At 65.3% G+C, this 2,076-nt stretch carries 2 protein-coding genes; one reads left to right on the top strand and one right to left on the bottom strand.

The window, feature by feature from the left end; translation table 11 throughout:
• Positions 1-126 precede the first annotated feature (126 nt).
• Positions 127-972 (top strand): hypothetical protein, encoded by an 846-nt coding sequence (locus ACFYOJ_RS17960; protein WP_356553023.1) that lies wholly within the window; start codon positions 127-129, stop codon positions 970-972.
• 665 nt (positions 973-1,637) lie between these two features.
• On the opposite strand, the gene ACFYOJ_RS17955 is transcribed toward ACFYOJ_RS17960, so the two are convergent.
• Positions 1,638-2,076, bottom strand: a 439-nt coding sequence (locus tag ACFYOJ_RS17955; RefSeq protein WP_388597238.1) for a tetratricopeptide repeat protein, incomplete at its 5' end; no start/stop codon positions are given.

Here is a 2,076-nt window from a genome sequence, read left to right as displayed (position 1 = left end):
GCCCGCCCCCTTGTGGATACCGCATGTCCCGGTGATACCGCACAGTCGACAAGCCGTCAGCCCCTACGACTCCACGAGTTCAACATCAGTAACCGCACTGTCCGACCGGTGTGCCAAGGTGTCCCGGTGAATCTTCAAGATGCGGCGGACCTCGGCACCACACTGGCTGCGATAGCCACGGGTGTACTCGTGTGGTTCGGGCTGAAACAGCTCCGCGCCCTTAAGAAGCAGGTCGAGACCGGTCAACAATCCAGCGACGCCGCGGTGAGCGCAGCTGAGGCCGCGCACCTGGCTGTTCAGGAGGCAGCGCGAGCCCGAGTTGATGAGCAGGTAGCCCGCGTCATAGTGCTCTCTGAGAGGCCTCAGTGGCCCCCGCTGGTCAACCCCCATCTCCACGCGAGCGGGCAAGACCGGCTCTTCGATCCGATGGTCCAGCACGCCTCGGCGCCAGTAGGCCGCGAGGAACTCATTTTCCCCGAAAGCGCCGACCATTTGATGTGGTTCGTGGTGCACGGGATCATCACCAATGAAGGCCGTTCCACCGCAAGGATCCGGATCGCTGGTGACGGCGAGTTCATCGCGGGTGAGTCATACCTGCTACCGGGCGAGACGATCACGGTTCCACCGATTGCCTCAGATTGGCGCAGCGACAGGAGCTATTTGTACCGGGAGCACGTCCTTCGTCCTGGTCAGACAGCGCTCTTTCGCTGGGCCGCCAGCAATACCGTGGCCGACTGGACCGCAGACCTGGCGGAGTCCGGTGCTCCCAGGGCGAGCGTGAACCTGGAGGTCTTCGACTCCGCCGTTCATGGCGTCATCGACACAGTGAGGCTGGAGGTTCGAGCCCGGCCTCTTCAAGCGGTGCCGCTCCGATCAGGACACTGGACTCTGACCGATAGTGCCGCCGATGCAGACGTCATCGTCTCCCCCACTCAGCGCCGGTATCTCAGCGAGGAACCGCTCCCCGACTAGAAAGACCGAATCGCTGCAGACACCGCCGGGGCGGCGCCGTCGGTCACCAGCAGCGGAGGTCGCCGACCAAGGGTCCTTGATGGTGCGCGTCCTTGCTTCCCAGTCGTGGCCAGCCGGGCCGCGGCTGCCGTCGCATCCGGTGCAGCCGTCCTCGCCGTGGATGTGGCTAGTCATCCAGGCGTTGACGACCACATTGACGATGACCGCGTACAGGTCGCCGCCGGCCTACGCCAGGGAGTCCGGCACCCCGGCGAGGACCCGGGCGAGCTCCGGGTTGTCGATCGGGGGCAAGGGTCCCCCCAGCGGCCAGCAGGCGGGAGGTCCCGGGCCAGCTCCAGATCGTCTCCGCTCCCACTTCCCGGTTCCGTCCTTGCGCCGTCGGCGCAAGGAGGCGACGTAGGAGTCCACGTCACTCGTCACGTAGTCATAGAGCGCGTCGTCGTATTTTGTACGCCAGCACGCTGGTGACCGCCGGAAAGAGGGCTGGTGGCCAGGTACACAGCCAGGTTGAGAAGGCCTTACGGAAGGCTGTGTCACAGAAGCGTCTTCCCCGACCGGGCGGCGGACGACCGGTGACGGGGATTGACCCCGACGTCACGACGAGGGCGCAGGTCGCTTCCCATCCCGACTTCACTGCCGCCTGAACGGGTCCGCCGGCGGAGTTTTCATCCACTGGTTCGGCTCCCAGACCTCGCATGGGCAAGGTTCGTCTGGACGGTTCTGGTGGTCGGATGCTCCTTTCCCAGTACCCGCACCGCATCGTCCACCGTCCGCTCGAACAGGGGGATGGCCCGTTCCAGGTCCCCGGCCGACTGGTAGGCGTAGGCGAGGTTGTTGCGGGAGGCCAGGGTCGAGGGATGGTCCTCGCCGAGTACCCGCACCCGCTCCTGCAGCGTCTGTTCATACAGAGGGATGGCCCGCTCTAGATCACCCGCCGTTTCGTAGGCGTAGGCGAGGTTGTTGCGGGAGGTCAGGGTGTCGGGGTGGTCCTCGCCCAGCACCCGCACCCGCTCCTGCAGCGTCTGTTCATACAGAGGGATGGCCCGCTCTAGATCACCCGCCGTTTCGTAGGTACAGGCGAGGTTGTTGCGGGAGGTCAGGGTG

Origin of the sequence: Streptomyces sp. NPDC006384, assembly GCF_042870695.1 — a bacterium.
Classification (GTDB): domain Bacteria; phylum Actinomycetota; class Actinomycetes; order Streptomycetales; family Streptomycetaceae; genus Streptomyces.
The sequence above is the reverse complement of the archived record's forward strand: the minus strand, read 5'-3'. Positions and strand labels throughout refer to the sequence as shown.